This window comes from Rothia mucilaginosa (genome assembly GCF_001061665.1).
Classification (GTDB): domain Bacteria; phylum Actinomycetota; class Actinomycetes; order Actinomycetales; family Micrococcaceae; genus Rothia; species Rothia mucilaginosa_A.
In genome coordinates this window covers 133,383-155,555 of sequence record NZ_JVSP01000002.1, presented here as the reverse complement: position 1 = coordinate 155,555, position 22,173 = coordinate 133,383, and the positions used below count along the sequence as shown (strand labels likewise).

Here is a 22,173-nt window from a genome sequence, read left to right as displayed (position 1 = left end):
CCCGGATGCGTGTGCGTCCGGGGCCGCCCTGATTTGTTGTGCCGAAGAACTGCCTTAAATTTGCTTTGACGGCTTTGAAAGGAATAGCAGATAGATTCCGAAGATGAGCTTAATCGCCGCGTCGATATATGCGATTACTTCTAACGGAATGTTGGTAAAAATATATCCTGCAAACACGTTGATGGCACAGATAAGACCCAGATATATCATTGACTTTCCATGCACAAAATAGTACGGGAAGAAATGCAGCGCGGTTGCCATCAGTGCTCCCAGCCAAATCAGTCTCCAATTTTCAGTTGCGAAGAATGGGCCGCCTAGCAAAACCATTAAGACAAATAATAGAATAACGGCACGTGAAGATACTTTCTTTTGAAATTCACTCGAAGGGCCATCGGATAGTCTATTCAGTACCTTTTTATTCATGTTGATTGAGAAAAAGCTGACGACGTACCCAATGCTGAATACTTGCATGTTTATTATTTGCTTTCCTCCAGCCAAGGTGGCTATTGCTATAACTGCCGCCACCACAATTAGCCACAACCCGCAGGCCCTCTTATAGTTAAATTCTAACTTTTCGTCTTTGTTATAGCCTAGAAAAGCCATCAATGCCTCCGATAGTCTCTCGTAAAATTAGCTCTCTTGTCGCGCCACTACGTTTTATTGTGAAAAATTCTGCTATGCATTAATATGCTCTACCCCTTCTTTCTGCTAATTACGCCCTCTGCAATTGTATCAAAATGGCAATAAAATTCCCCCAAGAAACGAGGGGTCAGCCCCGGATGCGTGCGGGTCCGGGACTGCCCCTCTTTACCGTGCCGTGCTGAAAGTTGTGCCATAGGTTAGCGTCTTTGGTCGTAGTTAAAAACCATGGCAGAAGACGCTAAACCATGGCACAAATTCTGCACGAGTTACGACCATCCCCATAGCGAAGAATCACTTAGGAAGAGAACCCAGCCAAAATTCGCTAACTACGATTCAAAGATTCCCACTTTTTAGAAATCCATAGAGCTATCCGCCTACTAATAGAAGTCTTTTTATCTTTCAGATTTCCATCTTGCTCGGCTTGTTCATCCTTCAAACTTTCCTCTGTAATTCCAAAAATTTCCGGTTTATACTCACCGTAGTTATAACCATTCTTCTTATATCTGAAATTCAATACCCAATAAGGCAAAGCAAGAACGAATGGCTGGAGAAGCAGCATGTATTTACCCTTCAATCGTTCGGGGTAATATATAGTCTCCCTATAGCCAGCATCCATAATCCCAAAATAAAGTCTTTGAGAATTATTAGTAACATTAGAGGAAGCTTTAACAATTTCCATAAATTTATCAGCCTCATTCTTTTCTTTAAGTAGGCACATATATCCATACTCTGCGAACTTCTCGCCGGAAACGCCAATACGCCAAGAGTCCCCCACGTTAATCAGGAAGTTAACCAATCCTATTAATAGTACAGAAACCACAAAGACTCCAACCGCTTCCCACATATCAAAAATAACATTTCCCTTTCCCCATGGGAATTTTAAATCGATAAATAAAATAAATTCCGGAAAAATCCAATAAATTACAGGATGAATAATTGAAAACCAAACAAGATATATAGATAGAAAAATCAGAATTACCGATAAAGGTACAACAACCAAAACTTCCGCCAAGAAAATTTTGCCCGACCTAAAGCTCGGAATATTTTTAGGAAAACCACCATTCTTAAAATCACTTATTATAAAACTTGGGGAAATTGTCATAAGGCACTTCTGGCCATTAATATCTGGACACGCAGAAATCACTTTGCGTTCCCATGCAGCACGGTTCAAAGCTACTTCTCGTAAACGTTCAATCTCTTTACGCTCTTCCGAAACCTCAGAAGATTCTACGTCTTCTTTGGTTCCCACAAGCTCTTTATAATCCTTAGAGATTTCAAGCCATTCCTTATAACGGGTCAGCTCAGGCGGTGTAGCTTGTTTTGATATTTCTATTTGTCTATCAACTCTGCGACCGCCCCACCACGCAACAAGGAATGATCCTAGAAGCGCAATAACAGCAGGAACCCAAGTCGCCCATACTGGCGCGCTCGATGCCTTAGCCTCCTGATTCCCATCAGCAACCAAATGTGCCAATAGCAGTAAGTCCATGTCTCTTTTTGTTCCTTTCCGACAACTTTGTTGGTGGATAAATTTCCTAGACAGCCGCGTTTTACATCGCTGTACAGCCGTCAACGTTCACAGATTATCACGAAACAATAAAGTACAACTTGAACCCCGCAGGCCGGTGCCCATTACACACCAGCCTGCGGGGTTCAGCTGTGGCTATTCGGCCACGTCACGCACCGGTTACGCGCCCAGGAGGGTCTTCGGGTTGACCGGAGTACCCGTACCCTCCGCCAGATGCTCAATACGCTTCAGAATCAGGCCCTCACGCAGCGCCCATGGGCACACGCGCATCGTCTCAATACCGAACGCCTCCATCGCCGCCTCCGCAGCGATAGCGCCCGCCAGCATCTGCTCCGCACGAGCCTTCGAAACACCCGGCAGGTCAGCACGCTCAGAGACAGTCATCGCCTCCATGCGACGAGTCCACAAACGCAAATCCTGCAGGTGCATCTCACGCTTCACGTGCGGGCCCGCCGAATACGGCGCCGCACCGCAAATACGCGCCAACGAACGGAACGTCTTCGACGTACCCACCGTCATATCCGGCGCACCATAACGCAACAGATTTTCCGCGACCGGGGCAATCTGCTCACGCACATACTTACGCAGACGCTTCACCTGCTTCGGCTTCGGCGGCTGCTCATCAAAAAACTCACGGGTCAGACGGCCCGCCCCCAACGGCACGCTCATCGCCGCATCCGGCAATGCATTCGTACCCGTCGAAAACTCGAAAGAGCCGCCACCAATATCAAAATCAAGGATGCGGCCCGCGCCCCAGCCCTGCCAGCGGCGCACCGCAAAGTACGTAATCGCCGCCTCCTGATCACCCGAAATACCGTTCAGGCTCACGCCGGTCTGCTCACGCACCTGATGCAGCACCGCCGCACCATTACCCGCCTCGCGGATAGCGCTCGTGGAGAACGCCAGCAGGTCCTCCGCCTCATTCTCTATCGCGAAGTCACGGGCACTGGTCACGAAGCGGGTCAGTGCGTCCGCGCCCTCCTGCGAGATGTTGCCCTCAGCGTCGAGGTACTGCACGAGCTGCAGCGGAATTTTATGGGACGCGTACGGTTCGGGGCGCGCTCCAGGGCTGCCGTCAATCAGTAGCAGGTGGACCGTATTCGACCCGACATCCAGAACTCCCAGGCGCACGATGCGCTCCCCTCCCCCGCCCGCGGCGGGATACTATCTGTGTGCGGTACCGCAGGTGCGGCGCCTCTCCCAGTCTGTCAGAGGCGCGGCTCACTCCGCAAACAATCCGGGCGGATGCCCAGCATCAGCACAGCGCGGGCATAAAAACGCGCCGAGCACGCAAAAGGCGCAGGAGGCGCCCCACCCCACTAAGGGGTTCGGGACGCATCCTGCGCCTTCAAGTAGAAACGCTACTCGGCTGGCAACGCGGCAGATTACTCGGCGGTCTTCTTCGCCGCGGTCTTACGAGTGGTCGTCTTCTTCGCGGTAGTAGACTTTGTGGTCGTCTTCTTAGCAGTCGTCTTCTTAGCCGTGGTGGTCTTCTTCGCGGCGGTCTTACGCTTGACCGGGCCCTTCGCACGCTTGTCAGCAAGCAGCTGCACCGCACGCTCGTGCGTCAGCGACTCGACCGACTCCGCACGCGGAACCGTAATGTTCGTAATACCGTCGGTGATGTACGGGCCAAAGCGGCCGTCCTTCACCACGATCTTCTTCTCGCTGACCGGGTCCACACCCAGCTCAGCCAGCGGAGGCTTAGCCGCCGCACGACCGCGCTGCTTCGGCTGGGAGTAAATCTCCAGCGCCTGCTCCAGCGTAATCGTGAAGATCTCGTCCTCGCTGCCAATCGAGCGGGAGTCCGTGCCCTTCTTCAGGTACGGGCCAAAGCGGCCGTTCTGCACGGTAATCTCCACGCCCTCAGCGTCGGTACCGAGCACGCGCGGCAGACTCATCAGCTGCAGTGCCTGCTCCAGGGTCACGGTCGCCAGGTCCATGGACTTGAACAGGGACGCGGTACGAGGCTTGGCGGGCTTCGGCTTCTTCTTCGGCTTGGGCTTGCCGTTCTTGTAGTATTCGGTCGGCTGCGCGTCCAGGTACGCCTGAATCTGCTCCTCGGTCATCTCTTCGATGACTTCGGTGACGTAGGGGCCGTAGCGACCGTCGCGAGCCACAATCTGGTTGCCGGAAACCGGGTCCACGCCGAGCACGCGGCCGTCGGACTTGCCCTGTTCGAGCAGTTCGCGTGCCTTCGCTTCGGTCAGTTCGTCCGGTGCCAGGTCGGCAGGTACATTCGCGCGGACCGGTTCGGTCAGCTCGCCGGTCTCGGTGTCGAGGGTGCCTTCGGCCTCCAGGTAGGGACCGAACTTGCCCACGCGCAGCACAATGCCGTCCGCAATCGGGATGGAGTTGATGCTGCGGGCGTCAATCTCGCCGAGGTTGTCGACGATGGGCTTTAGGCCGCGCTTGGAGTCGCCGCCGAAGTAGAACTCGTCCAACCACTCGACGCGGGACTCCTCACCGCGCGCGATGCGGTCGAGGTCTTCCTCCATCTGGGCGGTGAACTCGTAGTTCACGTAGGGGCCGAAGCTGGATTCGAGCAGGCGCACCACGGAGAACGCGGTCCAGGAGGGAATCAGCGAACCAGAACGAACGTTCACGTATCCGCGGTCCATGATGGTCGAAATAACCGCCGCGTAGGTGGACGGACGGCCAATGCCCAGCTCATCCAGGGTCTTCACGAGGGACGCCTCGGTGTAGCGCGGGGGCGGCAGGGTCTCGTGACCGGCGGGCTCAATCGCCTCTGCAGTCAGAGCCTCGCCGGTGGTCAGGTTCGGCAGGCGCTTCTCGGCATCCTTCGCCTCACGCTCGGCCACGCGAGATGCGTCAACGCCCTCCTCGTAAGCGGCGAGGAAGCCGCGGAAGGTGATGACGGTGCCGGATGCGGCGAACTCGGCGTCCTGACCGTTGGAGGCCACGGCGCCCAGGCGCACGGAGGCGGTGGAACCGGTCGCGTCGGCCATCTGGGAGGCGACGGTACGCTTCCAGATCAGCTCGTAGAGGCGGAACTCGTCGTTGGACAGGGAGCCGCGCACGGCGTCCGGGGTGCGGAAGGTGTCACCCGCGGGACGGATTGCCTCGTGGGCTTCCTGTGCGTTCTTGCTCTTGGAGGTGTACACGCGCGGTGCGGAGGGCACGAACTCGGCGCCGTACAGCTCGGAGGCCTGGCGGCGAGCGGCCTTGACGGCCTGATCGCTCAGCGCAACCGAGTCGGTGCGCATGTAGGTGATGTAACCGTTCTCGTACAGGCGCTGCGCAACCTGCATGGTCACGCGAGAGGAGAAGCGCAGCTTACGCGCGGCTTCCTGCTGCAGGGTGGAGGTCGTGAACGGCGCTGCCGGGCGGCGCTTGTACGGCTTGGTCTCGACCGAACGCACCGAGAACGCCGCTGGCTGCAGGGCGGCGGCGAGCGCGCGGGCCGCCTCCTCGTTCAGGTGGGTGACCTTGGAGGAGCTGAGGGTGCCGTCATCAGCGAAGTCCTTGCCGGTGGCGATGCGGTTGCCGTCCACGGCGACGAGCTTGGCGTCGAAGCCCTCGGAGGTCGCGTTCAGGAAGCGGCCGGACAGGTCCCAGTAGTTGGCGGCGACGAAGGCCATGCGTTCGCGTTCGCGCTCGACCACGAGGCGGGTCGCGACGGACTGCACGCGGCCTGCGGAGAGGCCGCGACCGACCTTGCGCCAGAGCACGGGGGAAATTTCGTAACCGTAGATACGGTCGAGGATGCGGCGGGTCTCCTGCGCATCGACCAGGTGCAGGTCGATGTCGCGCAGTTCGCCGAAGGCACGCTGGATGGCTTCCCGGGTGATTTCGGGGAAGGTCATGCGGTAGACGGGCACCTTGGGCTTGAGGACTTCCTTCAGGTGCCACGCGATGGCCTCACCCTCGCGGTCGCCATCGGTTGCCAGGTAGAGCGCGTCGACCTCTTTGAGCTTGCGCTTGAGCTCGGTAACCTTCTTCTTTTTGTCGGGGTTGACCACATAGTAGGGTTCGAAGCCGTCTTCAACGTCGACCGCGAACTTGCCGTAGGGCCCCTTCTTGAGGTTTTCGGGCAGCTCGGAGGGCTGCGGAAGGTCACGGATATGACCCATGGACGAGTCGACCAGGTAGTCCTCGCCGAGGTAGCCGCTAATGGTCTTGACCTTGGAGGGGGACTCCACGATTAGCAGGGCTTTTCCATTCTTGGCCTGAGCGGGCACGGCACTCCTCTATCTATGTGTTGTCGCTACGTATTCAACCATAACCCACACGAACGCCCGGTCCGGGCGGTCGGGGCGGTTCAATACGATGGGTGAGGTGTTTCGTTGAGCGATTAGTGTGTTGGACTCCCGGAGCGGGGGTCGAGGTTGCGCCCTGCACCGTGTGTGCGCTGAGACGCGGTGGTCGCAGGGTACTCGCTCCATCATACGGTACCGGTGGACTGATTGGTGCACGGGGCACCCGTTGACGTGCTCACCGGGGATCCCGCGGGGCCGCGTTTTCCGGGCTGTGGACGCTAACCGTTACCTCGTGAGGGTGTCGGAGTCCGGCTGGGTGCCGTCCAGGTAGGTGGGCAGCAGCGGGTATTCGCGGCCGTACACGTTTCGGGGTACGATGCGCACCCACTGCATTTCGTGCGTGTCAGAGTCCGGCAGGTCGAAGGTGCGCACGATCTGCGGGGTCATCTCGGGCGGGAGCCAGTGGGCAACACCGACCACGATGACCGAACGGATGCCGTCCTCGAGGGTTTCGTCGATTTCGAAGGCGACGCGGCGGCTGACCACCACGGAGGAGAACTTATTGCCGCGGGTGGTGCGGATGTAGATTTCCTGCTTGTCGTCTTGGCTGGCGACGGCGTAGAGCACGGGCAGCACATCGACGTGCTGCCCGTCGGTCATGACGAGTCGGCCGAGGGTGTTCGCGTGCAGGCGCTCCCAGCATTTCTCGGCGCTGATGCTTTCATCGGGGTAGAGATTGCTCATGCTCTACAGTGTATGCGATGTTGGGCCCGCGTCAGGGCAGCGGCGGGTCGCTGTGGATAACGGGAAGGTGGTGTGGGCCCGGTGCGTAGAATGGTGTGCATGACTATTTCTGCCCCCGACTTCGCCCCCGAGTACGCCGCTGTTGCGGATGCGCCCCGCAGCGACGACTACGCCCGCCTCGTGCGCCTGCGCGAGCGCCTCACTGTCCTGAACTACACGTACGACGCCGTGCAGGAGCTTCTGGGCGCGAACGCCGCGGATGCGATGGCCCGCGACCAGGTGGTCCCCGGAATTTGGCGTGTCGAGCAGATTTTGCGCGGCGAGTACAGTGCGGAACAGAAGAACCTGGCGCGCCTGCTGGCGTTTTTCCTGCTGGCCCGCCCGCTGACCGAGGTGGAGGCCGCAGAGGTCTTCGGCGAGACCCTGCAGGACTTCGCGGAGGCATCCCTGATTGAGCGCGACGCGGCAGGTCGCTGGACCGCGAGCGTTGACCTGCGCCCGCACGCCGCCGACGACGGCACCGAGATTTACGTGGCCGCAGACCTGGGCGCGCATCAGCGTCCCGGCGTGCTCCGCAAGGATCACGTGCTCGGCATCGGTCACGCGTCCCTGACCCTGGCGCAGATTACCGAGCGCACCCCCGTCAAGCGTGCCCTGGATGTAGGCACCGGCTGCGGTATTCAGACCTTCCACCTGCTCGCCCACGCTGAGCACGTGACCGCCACCGACATTTCGGAGCGCGCCCTGGCCTTCACCCGTTTTAACCTGCTGCTGAACGCTCCCGCCCTTGATATTGACCCGCAGAACCCGCAGGATCGCGTGAGCCTGCGTGAGGGTTCCCTGCTGGACCCGGTGGCCGGTGAACGCTTCGACCTGGTGGTGTCGAACCCGCCGTTCGTGATTACCCCGCGCGTGGCCGGTGAGAGCGCCGAGGAGCAGTTCACCTACCGCGACGGCGGCCTGCCCGGCGACGAGATTGTCAGCACGATGGTGCGCCGCCTGCCCTCGGTTCTGGTGCCCGGCGGCCGCGCGCAGATGCTGGGCAACTGGGAGATTATTCGCGATTCCGAGGACCCCTCGCAGCCGCGTTCCTGGGACGAGCGCGTGCGCGCCTGGGTTGAAGATGCCGCCGCCGAGGCCTGGATTATTCAGCGCGAGACGCTGAGCCCCGAGTCCTACGCCGAGACCTGGCTGAAGGATGCGAGCGAGAACCGCGACCGCAAGCACTACGAGCAGACCTACCTGGCGTATCTAAACGACTTCGAATCCCGGAACGTTCATTCTATTGGCTTCGGCATGATTTGGCTACGCCGCCCCAGCGAGGTGACCGCGGCAGGCGTGACCGAGCCCCTGCAGCGTTTCGAGGAGATTACCTACCCGATTCAGCAGCCCATCGCCCGCGCCCTCACCGAGTCCGTGCGCCGCTACGACCGCCTGGCCGCCATGGACGACGAGGCGCTCCTCGCCGCGCACCTGGAGGTCGCCGAGGACGTCACCGAGGAACGCCACGGCCGACCCGGCGCCGAGCACCCGAGCGTTATTCTGCTGCGTGCCGGATCGGGTCTGTGCCGCACCCAGCTGCTCTCCACCGAGACGGCGGGTTTCACTTCCGCGAGCGATGGCGAGCTGGCCGTGGGCCAGATTGTGGCGGCCCTGGCGATGCTACTCTCCTGGCCCGAATACGACGAGGCGGCCGCCGCCTCGCGCGGTACGCAGGAACAGCATCCGCGCGACACCCTGCTGCACGCGGTGCGCGAGCTGGTGCTCAAGAGCTTCCTGCACTTTAGCGACGAGCACACGGGCGCAGCATCGGCTGGTGAAAATGCCGCTGAGGTATATGTGGCAGAAGCACAGGGCTAGGCGTGCGCATTTGGTCCCTTCACCCCTATCTGCTCGATCGCCGCGCCCTAGTCGCCTGCTGGCGTGAAACCCTGCTGGCGCAGAAGGTTCTGCGGGGTCTGACTCGCGGGTACACGAACCATCCGCAGCTGATTCGTTTTCGCGCGCATCCGCAGCCGCTGGAGGCGGTTGCCGCCTACCTGTCCGGGCTGGCGGATGAGGCGGATGCCCGCGGCTACTCGTTCAACCGTGCGCTGATTGGTGCGGGCGAACACGGTGCGGGCGAAAATAGCACAAACAAAAATAGCGCAGGCAAAAACGGCACAGGTAAAAACTGCGCCGACAAGGCAGGAAACCCGTATCCTTCGGTCGCGCATATTCCCGTTCCTTTGGGTCAGCTGGAGTACGAGCTCGCCTTTCTGCGGCACAAGGTGGCCGGGCGCGACCCCGAGTGGGAGCACCGGTTGAGCGAGCGCCTGGCGGCACGCGGGGAGCTGGCGGCGTGTGCGCATCCGCTCTTTGAGGTGGTTCCGGGCGCTATTGAGCCTTGGGAAAAGACGAAAGACTTTTAGACAGAAGGATTTCTAAGAACGTGAGCATAGTAATGCCCCGGCAGAACCCTTGCGGGTGCCTGCCGGGGCATCGCTGTATGTGTGGCTCACACTGCATGGGAACAAACATCTCAGCGCGTTACAGAGCGATGGAAACAGCTTGGCAAGGGGTCTTTACCCCAGGACCTTCACCTCATGGTCTTTACTTGGTGGTCAGCGCGGGCTTAATCTCCTTCACGATTGCCTCAAGCATCTTCAGGTTGAAGTCCACACCCAGCTGCAGTCGACCCGCCGCAATGAGATCGGCCATGGAGGCAAGTTCAGCCATGTAGAGCGAGTTTTCGTAGCGCATGTCTGGGTTGCAGCACTGGCTCTTCATCGTCGGGTGACGGGTCAGTCGTCTTCGAGGTCCTCTAGCACTTCGAACGGCGACTCGACGTCGCCGCGCCAGGCCTCCAGGCCTTCGCGCACCGCGAGCACCGCCACGACCAGCGCCGCGACCGAGTCAGCCCACCACCAGCCGAACAGGCTGTCGAGGACGAGGCCGATGAACACTGCACCGGAGAGGTAGATGCACAGGATGAGCTGCTTGGCGTCGGCCATCACGCTCTTGGAGCCCAGCTCCCGCCCGGTGCGGACCTCAATCCACGCCAGCAGAGGCATGACGACCAGGCTCAGCGCGGTGATACCGAGACCCAGCGGGCTGCGGTCGGGGCCCTCCTGGCCGACCAGGGCCAGCACCGCGTCGATCGAGACGTAGGCCGCCAGCGCGAAGAACGCGATGCCGATGGCCTTGACGGTGACCGTTTCCCACCGCTCAGGGTCCTTGCGGGTGAACTGCCAGGTGACGGCCGCGGCCGAGAGTACCTCGACAACCGAGTCGAGCCCGAAGCCAATGAGCGCCGCGGACGAGGCGAGGACGCCTGCCCAGACTGCGACGATTGCCTCGATTACGTTGTACGTGATCGTGAAGCCGACGATGAAGCGGACGCGCCGGTGCAGCATCGCGCGGCGCGCGGTGGTCAGGGTCTCACTCATGCTCCCGCCGCCGTTCCACAGCAGCCCGACACCGAGCATGCCGGGTCGATGCACGGCGCGGCCTCGTCCACCGCGAGCGTGACGTCGATCAGGGACGTCAGCGCCGCGGCGAGGTGCGGGTCGGCGATCTCGTAGCGCGTCTGGCGGCCCTCGGGCTCGGCAACGACGATTCCGCAATCGCGCAAGCAGGTCAGGTGGTTGGACACGTTCGAGCGGGTCAGCTCCAGCTCGCGCGAGAGCACGGCTGGATAGCTCGGGCCGCCGAGGAGGGTCATCAGAATCCGGGAACGTGTCGGGTCGGCCATGGCGCGGCCGAGCCGGTTCATGACGTCGAGGTGTGAAGCAATAGTCAGCATACGATGACTATACAGTGATAACTGACCAATTGTCCACTTGTGCGGGCTGCCGCACGTGCTCCGCGCCCTTGCCCTCGGGAGGCGGCAGAGTTCGCGCTCATCAGCGACCACCGCCCATCACGGAAGCGACGGCGGCACGCTGGCGGCACGCGGCGAGCTGGCGGCGTGTGCGCATCCGCTCTTTGAGGTGGTTCCGGGCGCTATTGAGCCTTGGGAAAAGACGAAGGACTTTTAGACAGAGGGATTTCTAGGCAGAGGGATTCTAGAACTTCTGCATCTGAAAACACTTGCGAGAGCTTTTAAAGCGCGGTAAAGCCCCGCTCCCAAGCTATGGGGGCGAGGCTTTACCGATGTGACTGAGGGCTGTCTTCTACACCGGGTATCTACCGGGTAGCGCCGTGGTACGTCACGTATGACACAGGTTTTTACCCCGGTCCCTATCGGCTGAGTGTGAAGGTGACAGGGCTTGAAAACCATTACGTTTGCGCATGATCTGACAGATTCTGAAGGTGCGTGATGAGCCCGGAGCGAGGTTTATTCTTCCTCTAGCTTCCGCACCCCCATTTTTCCATTTCATTCAGGGTGTCAACATTCGGGGCACCAAACACCGTCTGCCTGCTCTGATATGCTCCGCGCGGTCACTCTCATCCACAGGGTGCAACTTCTACAGGAGCGGTGCATATACCGTCGTCCGCGTAGCGCTTGATGTACCATCTGCGCCGAACATCGGCGCCAATATATTCCCTGTTTTCTTCCTCTCAACTGCCTAATGTAGAAGACTTATCCCTGGGATTAGCAGCTACGAATAGTAGCGGTGGTCTGTAGCTCGTTATTCAGCTGAACGTTCGGCACCTCAGCACCCGAGTAGGTGATGGTAGCCGATTCCACCTGCGAGGTCAGGGAGAAGCTCTTAAAACCGTATGCCGGGTAAACTTCAATCACACCGGGCAGAATAACAACCTGACCGTAGTACTTAGAACCGGTCTGAGTCAGAGTGTAATCTCGGCTGGTCGTGTAAGTAATCGTGCCGGTAAAGGTTGCGGTGCCGTCGCCGTTATCCTTGATGGTCGGCACAGAAGCATTCCAGGTGCCAGCCACGTTCGCGGTACCCAGGTACGGAGCGGTAGCGTTCAAATCAGACATACGGCCGTTGAGAGCCTTAGTCCACTTCTGAGCAGATTGCTGAAGGGCAATATTGTTGAGAGCCCACTTCCAGTTGGAGGTAGTCGGGACGACCACGGTCACCAGGGTGCTGAAACGCGCACCCGCCTTCAGAACTGCCTTAGAACCAGAGACGTAACCGGTACCGGTCTTCACCGCAGTGGTGGGTACAGAGAACCAGAAGCCGGTCGAGCTAACATAACCACCGTTAGAACCGTTACCAGAGTTGGTCACAGGAGTGTAGCTACCCGCGCCAACCTTTGCCATACCATCGGTGAAGCAGCCTTCAGAAGTAACATTCATGGTCGGGGTATAGGTGCCACCGTTAGCCCAGTATGCCTGGGGGCTGGTGGGGCCGTTAAAACCAGCGTCATCACTGTGGGTATAACCTACAAAACCACCGTTATAAGCGGTGGTCACGAAGAGACCGTATTCGCTGCCGGCAGTATCACCGGTGCTGGCAGCATATGCCGGAACGACAGCGGATGCGGCGATAACGGGGGTTGCCCAGGCTGCACCGGCTGCCAACTGGCGGCGGCTCAAACCGGGCTGCTGAGCCTCGATAGAGGATTTTTCAGAAGTCATGAGGACTAGTCCTTATCTCGTATGTTGAGTGATAATTCACGATGCACTACCGAAGATGCTCTGAAAGGGTCGGTACAGGAAGAAGTATCCACCTGGAAGAACGCTCTTATCTCCGGGCTTTCCGGATGAGCACTCGATCTACCCTTTTCACGACGGTTCATCGTCGTTGGAAAATCCTGGGTGGCGTGTTAAGACTAGGCATATTCAAAAGATAATAAAAATGCATTGAGATGCATTAAATAAAATTTTTAAATAAATTGCATTTATACGCTTTGAATTATTTATTTTCAGTGCGGAGAAATATGTGGCTTTAATACGACCCACAACAGGCAATGCCCCTTTTTCCGGGTATTCATTCTTGCAGAAAGCCACAAAAAACCACGCTCTTCACCCCCGAAGCCAACATTTACCTTCAGGCAGAAGAAGAGACTCGCCGCTATTATCGTGACGTTTATCACCTTTGCCTACCCAACACAAATATTACTCGAAAGTGCCGCCCTGCACCGTCAAATCAACAAGTCGGACGACTTTATGAAACGCAGGAAAAACCCACTCCCCCACCCTTGAAAGGTTCAGGACGCAAGGCAACAGACCTTCCACCTAGGATGCGCCTCGATAGGATGTGCCCCGACCCCACATATTCTCAACCCTCACATGCGGATTCAAATAGCCCGATAGCACACAGATCGCCCCGGAATCATAGCTCCGGGGGCGATCTTCATAATGAAAATTAGTTTAGGGAATAAAGTGCAAACTTACACGTGGACGATACACCCAGACAGCATACTGTTTTTACACCGTTCTGCACCCTATTTATTTACCAATAAATATTTCTAAAATAACCAATAAATTCAATAATTTTATGATATTTACTTGGTGGTCAGCGCGGGCTTAATCTCCTTGACGATGGCATCCAGCATCTTCAGATTGAAGTCCACGCCCAGCTGGTTCGGTACGGTCAGCAGCACGGTGTCCGCTGCCTGAACCGCCTCGTCACGAGCGAGCTCCTCGGCAATCTCCGCCGGGTCACCAATGTAGCTACGGCCGAAGCGAGAGAAGCTGTTGTCGATAATGCCGGTGTAATCCTGTGAATCCTCCGCGGCGCGGCGACCGAAGTAGCGCGCCGAGGTCTCATCAACCACCGGCAGCACCGAGCGGGAGACCGAAACACGCGGAACACCCGAGTTACCCGCCTTCACCCACTCGGAGCGGAAGAGGCGAATCTGCTGCGCCTGCTGCTGGTCGAAGGGAATACCCTTATCTTCAAGCATCAGAGTCGAAGACATGAGGTTCAGGCCCTTCTGCGCGGTCCACACGGCGGTGCTATCGGTGCCCGCGCCCCACCAGATGCGGTCACGCAGGCCCGGCGACTGCGGCTGGACGGGGGCGTACTTGCCGGGAACGCGAGCACTGGGTGCCATACCCTCACCCTCGATTGCCTTGAGGAAGATGTCGAGGTGACGGCGCGCCATGTCGCTCTCGTTTTCACCTTCTGCCGGGTAGTAGCCGAAGCTCTCAAAACCGCGAATCACGGATTCGGGCGAACCACGGGAGACACCGAGCTGCAGTCGGCCCGCCGCGATGAGGTCTGCCATGGCGGCAAGTTCTGCCATGTAGAGCGGGTTTTCGTAGCGCATATCAATCACGCCGGTGCCCAGTTCGATGCGTTCGGTCTTCGCCGCGATGGCGGAGAGCAGCGGGTAGGGGGTTGCCTGCTGCTGGTCGAAGTGGTGCACGCGGAAGAACGCGCCGTCCAGGCCGATGTCTTCGGCCCCTACCGCCAGGTCGATGGCCTGGTGCAGGGATTCTGCGGCGTTCGGTACGCGGGAGCCGGGAACCTCAGCCCAGTGGCCGAAGGAGAGGAAGCCGAGCTTCTTTTCGGTGCCAGCCTTGGGTTCGAGGTGGCTGATGCGGATGGACTCGTCGAGTTGCGGAGTGCCGGGGTTGGTGGGGGTGCTCATTGTTTTTTCCTTTGCGGGTTGTGCCCGATTCTCTTGTAGTGCCGGGCTGGTGTTTTAAATCTAACCCCAAATACTTTACATGTCAAGTATTTTATTTCGGAGTATTACACCCAGAGCACCGCTCCCCAGCTTTCGCCGCACGCCTCACCCGCACGGGGCACACATACCGCCACAAAATACCGCTACAAAATACTGGCGCAAAATATAGTCGAAAAGGGCGCAGAAAAGCCCGGTGGCACGAACACATCGCACCACCGGGCTCTTCTACTCAACAGCTAAAAACTGCAACTATAACCGCAGAAACAAGCTACATTAGGAACGCTTCGCCAGCGGAACCCACAGTTCCATACGGTAATCAGCCGCCTGCATATCGCCGCGGCCGTAAACCTCCAGGCCACCAACCGGGCGGTACTGCGGATTCTTCGCGAAGAACGCCTCCTCAAAGCTCGCAAAGCCAGCCGGAATGGACTCCGAAATCGGGCCGGTCACCTCAACCACCGCATAGGTGCTCGCAGGCAACTCCAGCACGCCCAGACCTAGCTTCGCCGCGCTCGCCGGCTCCGACACCAGGAAGCCCGCGGTGTAGCGGACCTGCCCCTTCGGGTTCGGCTGAGTGCACACGCCCAGGTACTGGGTCACATTCAGAACGTCCAGCATTGCCGGGGAGGCCTTCTGATTCAGCTCATCCCACAGCGGGGAGAAGTCCTCATCCAGGGAAAACACCCGCGAAACGCCGGCAACGACCATCGCCGGGTGTTCCTCAACGCGGGGCTCTGAAATCTGAACCGCGTTCTCCTTGGCGGAGGCCATTAGGCCCTCACCTCGGCGGCTTCGCGGTCCACCGAGCACTCGGGCACGCAGTGGCGCTTCGCATCATCAGCTGCGCACTCGGGGCAGAGCAGAACCAGCTCACGGCAGTTCTCGTTGGAGCAGTTCTCGAACTTATTCGAGGGCGCGCCGCACTGTTCGCACTTGCCGATGGTGACGGTGTCGGGGGTGAACTCCATGTGCATGCGCTTGTCGAAGACGTAGAGCGAGCCTTCCCACAGTTCCTTATCGCCGTACTTCTCGCCGTAGCGCACGATGCCGCCGTCGATCTGATAGATCTCCTTGAAGCCGCGGTTCTTCATGAGCGCGGAGAGAATCTCGCAGCGGATGCCGCCGGTGCAGTAGGTGACGACCGGCTTGTCCTTAATGTCGTCATACTTGCCGGACTCAATCTCGCGAATGAAGTCGTGGGTGGTGCGCACGTCGGGGACAATGGCGTTCTTGAACTTGCCAATCTTCGCTTCGAAGGCATTACGGCCGTCAAAGAAGACCACCTCGTCGCCGCGCTCTTCAACGAGCTTGTTGACCTCTTCGGGCTTCAGGTGCACGCCGCCGCCAACGACGCCGGTCTCGTCCACCTGCAGCTCGTCGGGAGCGCCGAAAGCCACAATCTCGTCGCGAGCTTTCACGGACAGGCGAGGGAAGTCCTCCGCACCACCCTCGGACCACTTGAACTCCATGTTCTTGAAGCCGGGGTACTTGCGGGTTTCCTTGGTGTACGCCTTGACCGCGTTAATCTCGCCGCCGAGGGTGCCGTTAATGCCGTGCTTGGAAATCAGGATGCGCCCGCGCAGGCCGAGCTTCTCGCAGAGGGCACGCTGCCAGAGCATGACCGCCTGCGGGTCGGCGATGGGGGCGAACTGGTAATACAGAATAATCTTATTTTGAGCCACGAAACTATTTTAACGTGCAATACCCTCAATACATACAGAATCCTTGATGCGTGCGAACCCTCGGCACAGAAATACGCCCGATGCCCCGGAACGCCTCCGACCGAAGACGGATGGGCCCGTAACGAACGAGGGAGTTCGCGCGCGAGCCGAGACCTACAATTGAAGCCATGCCCCAGCACGCAGCTCATCACCCCGCAGACCCCCAATCCGCGAACGTAGACCGTTCGGGCCCACCGGCGGCACCCGGCGTGCCCCGCCGCCTCGGCGACCTTCCGGGCACCACCCAGCAGGCTCTGAGCGCCCTCCTCCCCGAGCTGTCGCCCGCCTCCGCTCTGCCCGAGCAGATCACCCACGTGCACGCCATCCCGGCCCGCGAGGCGGAGCACGCCCCCTGGCCGCAGTGGATGCATCCGCGCGTGGTGGAGGCCTTCGAATCTCTCGGTATTTCGGAGCCATACGCTCACCAGGTCGCCGCCGCGCAGGCGGCCCACGCCGGTCTTGACGCCGCCCTGGAGGCGAGCGCCGCCCGCTACGGCTGGCGGAGCGGGCACCCCACAGCTTCGCCCGGCGACCAGATGTCCGCGCCGGGTCGCGCGCACGCGGAGGGACCGGGTAGCGGCGGGCACGTTATCGTTGCCACGGGCACGGCATCGGGCAAGACCCTGAGCTACCTGATGCCCACGCTGGACGCCGTTTACCGAGCTTCGTGCGGCGAACCGGTGAGCTCAACTTCCGCGTATTCCGGGGCTGAGAACCTCAATAATAGAGCGAATATTCTTTATATTTCTCCGGCGAAGGCACTCTCCGCAGACCAACTCACCGCCCTCACCTCCTACAATCTTCCCGGGCTTTACCCGGCCAGCTACGACGGGGACACCCCCACCGGCGAACGCCGCTGGATTCGCGAGCACGCCAACTTCATCCTCACCACCCCGGACATGCTCAACTACTCGATTCTGAGCAACCACCGGCAGTGGGCCTCCTTCCTGCGCGGGCTGCGCTACGTGGTGCTCGACGAGGCCCACAGCTATCGAGGGGTCTTCGGCGCGCACATCGCCAATCTGATGCGCCGTCTACGGCGCGTCTGCGCCCTTTACCGCAGCGTGCCCGTGTTCTACGGCGCCTCGGCCACCAGCTCCAACCCGGTCGAGTCCTTCGCCAAGCTCATTGGCGTGCCGCAGCGGGCGGTCACCGCCATCACCGAATCCACGGCTGCCCGCGGCGAGACTGCGGTGGTGCTCTGGGAACCCGAGCTACTCCCGCCCGCAGCAACCGACCGCCTGGCCGCCGGTGCCCGCAGCACCCAGCAGGAGGCCCTCAAATCCGAAGCCGAACAGAATGCCCCGCGCCGCCTCTCCCCCATCGAGCAGGGTGCGCAGATGCTCACCGACCTGGTGCTATCGCGCACCCGCTCGCTGGTCTTTGCGGGCTCCCGTCGCAGCGTGGAGGTCCTCTCACAGAAGACCCAACGCTACCTCGACGAGGTTGAGCCCGGCCTCGCCCACCGTGTCGCCGCGTACCGGGCAGGATACACCCCCGAAGAGCGCCGCGAACTCGAACGCAGGCTCCGCAACGGCGAGCTGCTGGGCCTGGCCAGCACCTCCGCACTGGAGCTGGGTATCGACATTTCCGGGCTGGACGCGGTCATCGTGGCCGGCTGGCCCGGCACCCGCGCATCCTTTACCCAGCGCATCGGCAGAGCCGGACGAGGCGGCCAGGACGCGCTCGCCGTTCTCATCGCCGACGACAACCCGCTCGATACCTACCTGGTGCACCACCCGGAGGCGATTTTTGGGCAGGACGTTGAAGCCACCGTTTTCGACCCAACCAACCCCTATGTGCTCTCCCCTCAGCTCTGTGCGGCCGCCCAGGAGGCCCCCATCCGCGTTGAGGAGCTGAACCTTTTCGGCCCACACACCGAGGCGCTCCTGGATCGCCTGGTGCAGCAGGGGTACCTGCGCCGCCGCGCCGACGGCTGGTTCTGGACGCACGCCGAGTCTGCCGCCGACCTGGTCGACATCCGCGGAACCGGTGGTGGCCCCTACCAGCTCATCGACGGGCAGGAGGGTACGCTCGTCGGCACCATGGACGCCGCACACGCCATGAGTCAGGGGCACCCCGGAGCGGTATATATTCACCAGAACGTTCTCTACGTGGTCGAATCCCTCAGCGAGGACGAGCGCGTGATTCTGCTCAGCCGCGCCAACCCGGACTTCTACACGCGAGCTATCGAAACCACCGAGGTGCGAGTGCTCGCCGAGCGGGCGCGCGTACGCTTCGAGGAGGCCCGCAGCGTAGGCCCCGGCGAAAGTTCCGACACCGTCCTCACGATGCACCGTGGCCAGGTTCAGGTCACCAACCAGGTGACCGGCTACAAACGTTTCTCGGTCTACGGCGGTGAGCACCTGGGTAACGAGCCCATGCCCATGCCCCCGGAGGTGCTCATCACCGAAGCCGTCTGGTTCACGTTCGAGCCCAGCTACCTCTTCGGGGCCGGAGTGACCGAAGAGGACGGCCCGGGCGCCCTGCATGCCGCCGAGCACGCCGCCATCGGCCTGCTGCCCCTCATCGCCACCAGCGATCGCTGGGATCTGGGAGGGCTCTCCACGCTCTACCACGTCGATACCGGCCAGCCCACGATCTTCGTTTACGATGCCGCGCCGGGCGGTGCGGGCATCAGCGAGCGCGGCTTCAACGCGGTTCGGCGGTGGCTGAGCGCCACCCTCGAGGCCATCGAAAGCTGCGGATGCGAGCAGGGGTGCCCCTCCTGCGTACACTCGCCCAAGTGCGGTAACCGCAACGAGCCCCTCAGCAAGGCCGGCGCGATGGCCCTGCTGAGGGCCATGCTGAAGAGCATCGACGGAAGCACCGATACGGAAGAGGGGGCGACTCCCGGGATAGTCGCCAGGGATTAGAAAGCCGTCGAGGGCTAGACTCCCGAAGCTCAGTCCGTCGGTGGCGCTTCCTCCGCGGGCATCTCCTCGGGAGGGTCCTCAACCTCGGGGACTTCCGGGGCGTGCTCCCCCAGCGGGTGCGCGGCTCCCGCCCGGGCTCGCGCTCTCGCCGGGCCCAGCACGCTCATCGGGCCGCTGACCGGCACTGCGACCGTCACCTCCACGGTTTCGGGTCGGTCCGGGAAGATGCACGCCTCCAGCCGGGCACCGTTCTTGACGGCCCATTCCTTGGCCACCTCGCAGGGGTCTCCGGAGGCAAGACCCCTGTAGGCGTCCGCCGCGGCCAGGGCGCTGAGATCGGCTGCGGAGGAGGCCCGTCGATTGGCGGAAACCGCCCCGATGAGTCCGGCCACAGTCACCGTCATAATCAGCAGAACGGCCACGATGCCCAACGCGAGAACTGTGCCGCTGCCCTCCTCCCGGGACCCCGCGGATACCGGGTCGCCCACCCTAGCCGGGGTCGCCAGAGTCGGCGCTGTGCCCTCCCGGTTCTTCCGGTTCATCGATGCCTCCTTCCTGTCGGGCATGGGCCTCGGCTCGCAGGGTCCATCCCGTCGCGGAGCCGATAACGCCGGGAGCGGGGCGGGTCACCACGACCTGCACCTGCGAGACCTCACCAGGCTCCCCGTTCGCCGCGCTCACCTGCACGCTCTGCGCCGGGTCGATGCGTTCGACGACCGCACGAATCTCGGCTTCCGAGTCGCCCCGGGCGGCTGCACGGGCCGCCGCCCGGGCCGATTCTTCCAGCTTTACCTGGGCCACGCCGGTGGAGGCTGCCCCCAGGCAGAGGGCGAGCACCGCGGTCACGGCGGGCAGGGCCACCGCGAACTCGGCGGTTACGGCGCCCAGTTCCTCGGGCCGAGGGTTGCGCCTCCGAGACCTACCCACAATACGACCTAAAATGACACGAACGGTCATTCTTTATTCCTCCTTTCTGTGCTGATATTCCAGGTGTTTCTACCGGTCACAATTAGGCCTGGCCCAATATCTTATAGCCCTATATCAGGCCCGTGTTTCCCGCAATCGAGAGGGCGTTACGCACGATGTCCAGGAGCATTGAACGCACCTCGTCCGATTTGAGGATGACCACCAGCAGCCCCGCGAAGCCGACCGCCGCAAGCATGACGATTCCGTACTCCGCGGTGGATGCACCCTCCTCCACGTCACCGGCGGGGGCGTAACGTTCGGCTTCGTGCGTTTCACGCTCCGCGGCACCGAGAGCAGTGGAGAGCTCGAGCGGTTCGTCCCCGTATGAAGTCCCGTAACACCCGGTCGAATCAGCGACCGCAGTCCCATCTCCCGCAGCGCGCGAGCTACGTTCTTCACCTTCGTCAAGCGCGCAACCCAGCGCGCAGCAGGTGGGGCCACAAGAGTCTAGGGTGCATCCCTCGGCCAGGGCACGGGCAATATTCAGAACGCGTTCTTCGCGCCGAGCCAGCTCCTGCGGGAGCCCCATCGGGGCCTCGCTCGAGGCGCCGGGCAGGGTAATCTTGGGGGCCTTCGTATCGGGCAATTCATCCCCGTCGAAGAGGTCCGCACATTCCTCGCGCAATTGTTTGAGGGTCGTGGCGATAGCAACCGAGAGCGGCACGGGCCCGAGGATAGTCTGGGCAGCCTCCGCCTCGTAGCGGTCGGCTTCGTTCTCTCCACGTCGTTCGGGGTAGGTGGGGGTCAGAATGTTCGTCATTGGTCTTCCTTTCTCAAGGTATTTGGGATTGCGCACCGAGCGGTTCGTTCAACTCGGCGCGAGAATGTGGGATCGTTCCCGCGGGGCCTACCCGGTGAGGGTCGGCAGGAGCGAAATGAGGATGGGCACGATGCCCAGGCAGATGAATGCCGGTAGGGAGCAGAGTCCGAGGGGCACGACCAGGGCAACCGAAAGTTTTCCGGCGGCCCGCTCCGCGGCGCGACGCTCACTCAGGCGTTGCGCGTCGGCGAGGGCCCTGAGCAGGGGCGCGCTCGGGCTACCGGCGGTGTAGGCCGGGGCGAGTGCGTCCCTCAGCGGACCCCAGCTTCCCGTGGCGGTTCCGGCCCAGGCCGCCTCCCAGGTGGCTCCCATCTGCAGTCGGCGGCATATCGCTCGCAGTTGCCCGCTGTTCAGGGCCTCGGCGAGAGCCGTCAGGGCCGAAAGTGGCGAGAGCCCGGCCCTCAGCTGCGCGGCGAGCAGCTCCAACATGAGAGCTGTGTCCACTCCGGGTGGAGCGCAGGCTTCCGTGTGCCCCAAAGACGTGTGCCCCAAAGAGCCGAAGCGTCGAGCCTCACGACCGGTCGGTTCCCTCGCGAGGTGCCCACCGAGTCGGACGGGCTGAGCGGCCGGGGAGCTCCTGCCCTCGCTCTCCTCCTCGGCCCGGCGCATCAGCCGGGCCGTCCACCCTCGCCCTATCAGGGCCAGCGCGAGTCCGAGCAAGCCCGCGAGGGCACCAGCCACCGAGCCGGTGAGCACGCCCAGCGGGTCGCTGCCCATCAACATTCCCAGCCCCAGCCCGATGAGCGGTAGCCACGAGAGGATTCGACCGGTAGCTCGAGGCGCCGCCAGCGCGCTCTGCCGTCCCAGGAGCGCATCGATACGTTCCTCGGCGTGCTCGGCGGCTCGCTCCAGACTGGTGGCCAGGGGCGCTCCGGCGTTTTCGCTCATGCGCAGGCTGAGGGACAGGTCGCGCAGGCGTTCTCGGCTGTGAGGTCGCAGGCTGCGTTCGCCCTCGCTAAGAACCTGTTCGCAGGCCAGATGCGGCGATAGTCCCCAGGCCGAGGTGGTCTCCAGAGCCCGGATAAACCGGCGAATATCTTCACCGATCCGTGGGTGCTCTTCGGGGTACGAGAGGGATTGCACCGCCTCGTGCAGACTCATCCCCGACCGCAGGTTGAGGGCCAGG

At 61.1% G+C, this 22,173-nt stretch carries 18 protein-coding genes and 2 pseudogenes; 3 read left to right on the top strand and 17 right to left on the bottom strand.

Going from position 1 to position 22,173, the window contains the following annotated elements; translation table 11 throughout:
• Positions 1-54 precede the first annotated feature (54 nt).
• The 5 genes from ADJ95_RS09460 to ADJ95_RS00975 form a co-directional block, all read right to left on the bottom strand.
• Complete coding sequence (locus ADJ95_RS09460) at positions 55-603, bottom strand: DUF6609 family protein (RefSeq protein WP_049331703.1); 549 nt, start codon at positions 601-603, stop codon at positions 55-57.
• Positions 604-964: 361 nt separating this feature from the next.
• Entirely contained in the window at positions 965-2,131 is a 1,167-nt protein-coding gene (locus ADJ95_RS09215) for a hypothetical protein (protein ID WP_152691678.1), read from the bottom strand.
• A gap of 198 nt (positions 2,132-2,329) precedes the next feature.
• Complete coding sequence (locus ADJ95_RS00985) at positions 2,330-3,301, bottom strand: Ppx/GppA phosphatase family protein (RefSeq protein ID WP_049331697.1); 972 nt, start codon at positions 3,299-3,301, stop codon at positions 2,330-2,332.
• Positions 3,302-3,555: 254 nt separating this feature from the next.
• Positions 3,556-6,372 (bottom strand): type I DNA topoisomerase, encoded by a 2,817-nt coding sequence (topA, locus tag ADJ95_RS00980; RefSeq protein WP_049331694.1) that lies wholly within the window; start codon positions 6,370-6,372, stop codon positions 3,556-3,558.
• A gap of 303 nt (positions 6,373-6,675) precedes the next feature.
• Positions 6,676-7,134 carry a pyridoxamine 5'-phosphate oxidase family protein gene (locus ADJ95_RS00975; protein WP_049331691.1) on the bottom strand — a complete coding sequence of 153 codons (459 nt, stop codon included), beginning with the start codon at positions 7,132-7,134 and terminating at the stop codon, positions 6,676-6,678.
• A gap of 99 nt (positions 7,135-7,233) precedes the next feature.
• Here ADJ95_RS00975 and ADJ95_RS00970 point away from each other — a divergent pair, with 99 nt between their 5' ends.
• Both ADJ95_RS00970 and ADJ95_RS00965 read left to right on the top strand, forming a co-directional pair.
• On the top strand, positions 7,234-8,994 hold the full coding sequence (locus ADJ95_RS00970; RefSeq protein ID WP_239662743.1) for a DUF7059 domain-containing protein: 1,761 nt from the start codon (positions 7,234-7,236) through the stop codon (positions 8,992-8,994).
• A gap of 2 nt (positions 8,995-8,996) precedes the next feature.
• On the top strand, positions 8,997-9,545 hold the full coding sequence (locus ADJ95_RS00965) for a pyrimidine dimer DNA glycosylase/endonuclease V (RefSeq protein WP_049331687.1): 549 nt from the start codon (positions 8,997-8,999) through the stop codon (positions 9,543-9,545).
• A 247-nt stretch (positions 9,546-9,792) separates the two neighbouring features.
• Here ADJ95_RS00965 and ADJ95_RS09585 read toward each other — a convergent pair.
• From ADJ95_RS09585 to ADJ95_RS00930, 7 genes and pseudogenes are all read right to left on the bottom strand, one after another.
• Positions 9,793-9,879 (bottom strand): annotated as a pseudogene (locus ADJ95_RS09585) (luciferase); the annotation flags it as partial.
• Positions 9,880-9,917: 38 nt separating this feature from the next.
• Positions 9,918-10,562 (bottom strand): cation diffusion facilitator family transporter, encoded by a 645-nt coding sequence (locus ADJ95_RS00955; RefSeq protein WP_049331681.1) that lies wholly within the window; start codon positions 10,560-10,562, stop codon positions 9,918-9,920.
• Positions 10,559-10,918 carry a Cd(II)/Pb(II)-sensing metalloregulatory transcriptional regulator CmtR gene (gene cmtR / locus ADJ95_RS00950; protein ID WP_049331677.1) on the bottom strand — a complete coding sequence of 120 codons (360 nt, stop codon included), beginning with the start codon at positions 10,916-10,918 and terminating at the stop codon, positions 10,559-10,561. Before cmtR ends, ADJ95_RS00955 begins: the two co-directional genes overlap by 4 nt.
• A 792-nt stretch (positions 10,919-11,710) precedes the next feature.
• The gene (locus ADJ95_RS00945; RefSeq protein ID WP_049331675.1) at positions 11,711-12,664 is read right to left on the bottom strand and encodes a hypothetical protein; all 954 of its coding nucleotides are present in this window, start codon (positions 12,662-12,664) and stop codon (positions 11,711-11,713) included.
• An 869-nt stretch (positions 12,665-13,533) separates the two neighbouring features.
• Positions 13,534-14,625: an LLM class flavin-dependent oxidoreductase gene (locus ADJ95_RS00940; RefSeq protein ID WP_049331672.1), complete on the bottom strand. Its 1,092-nt coding sequence runs from the start codon at positions 14,623-14,625 to the stop codon at positions 13,534-13,536.
• Positions 14,626-14,937: 312 nt separating this feature from the next.
• Positions 14,938-15,435, bottom strand: coding sequence for a GyrI-like domain-containing protein (locus ADJ95_RS00935; protein ID WP_049331670.1), 498 nt, complete (start codon positions 15,433-15,435; stop codon positions 14,938-14,940).
• A complete protein-coding gene (locus ADJ95_RS00930) occupies positions 15,435-16,346 on the bottom strand; it encodes a rhodanese-related sulfurtransferase (protein WP_049331667.1) in 912 nt (303 codons plus the stop codon). Before ADJ95_RS00930 ends, ADJ95_RS00935 begins: the two co-directional genes overlap by 1 nt.
• 167 nt (positions 16,347-16,513) lie before the next feature.
• Between ADJ95_RS00930 and ADJ95_RS00925 the strand changes: the two genes are divergently transcribed.
• Entirely contained in the window at positions 16,514-19,261 is a 2,748-nt protein-coding gene (locus ADJ95_RS00925) for a DEAD/DEAH box helicase (RefSeq protein WP_080974907.1), read from the top strand.
• 29 nt (positions 19,262-19,290) lie between these two features.
• Here ADJ95_RS00925 and ADJ95_RS00920 read toward each other — a convergent pair whose 3' ends face one another.
• From ADJ95_RS00920 to ADJ95_RS09450, 5 genes and pseudogenes are all read right to left on the bottom strand, one after another.
• Entirely contained in the window at positions 19,291-19,803 is a 513-nt protein-coding gene (locus tag ADJ95_RS00920) for an Rv3654c family TadE-like protein (RefSeq protein ID WP_080974906.1), read from the bottom strand.
• Entirely contained in the window at positions 19,751-20,218 is a 468-nt protein-coding gene (locus ADJ95_RS00915) for a TadE family type IV pilus minor pilin (protein WP_049331664.1), read from the bottom strand. The genes ADJ95_RS00920 and ADJ95_RS00915 overlap by 53 nt, the downstream gene beginning before the upstream one ends.
• Before the next feature lie 79 nt (positions 20,219-20,297).
• Positions 20,298-20,987, bottom strand: coding sequence for a DUF4244 domain-containing protein (locus ADJ95_RS09070; protein WP_049331661.1), 690 nt, complete (start codon positions 20,985-20,987; stop codon positions 20,298-20,300).
• An 87-nt stretch (positions 20,988-21,074) separates the two neighbouring features.
• Positions 21,075-21,476: a type II secretion system F family protein gene (locus tag ADJ95_RS09455; RefSeq protein WP_239662747.1), complete on the bottom strand. Its 402-nt coding sequence runs from the start codon at positions 21,474-21,476 to the stop codon at positions 21,075-21,077.
• Positions 21,477-21,836: 360 nt separating this feature from the next.
• Positions 21,837-22,148 (bottom strand): annotated as a pseudogene (locus ADJ95_RS09450) (type II secretion protein F); the annotation flags it as partial.
• Between the last annotated feature and the right edge of the window lie 25 nt (positions 22,149-22,173).